We start from the raw sequence: 249 nt of genomic DNA on the forward strand, positions 1-249 counted from the left end.
CCTATGAAATGTTCTGCCGTTGTTATCAGCCTAACTGGCGTCCTCCTTTCGGGGTACTGTCTGAAACATCTTCAAGCAACAACCCTTATTTTATGACTGGAGCAGGAGGCTTGCTTCAAGCCGTGCTGAATGGATTTTGTGGGCTTCAAGTAACCGAAGAAGGCATTATACAGTTGCCTTCGGTTTTGCCTTTGCACTGGAAAAAGGTTACGGTGACAGGAGTAGGGGTGGAAAAGAAAGTCTATGTAC

Annotated in this window: 1 pseudogene; it reads left to right on the forward strand. The window is 46.2% G+C overall.

Features of this window, described 5'->3' with window-relative positions:
- Positions 1-249 (forward strand): annotated as a pseudogene (locus H6A60_RS14645) (glycoside hydrolase family 65 protein); the annotation flags it as partial.

This window comes from Sutterella massiliensis (assembly GCF_016899755.1).
Taxonomy (GTDB): domain Bacteria; phylum Pseudomonadota; class Gammaproteobacteria; order Burkholderiales; family Burkholderiaceae_F; genus Sutterella; species Sutterella massiliensis.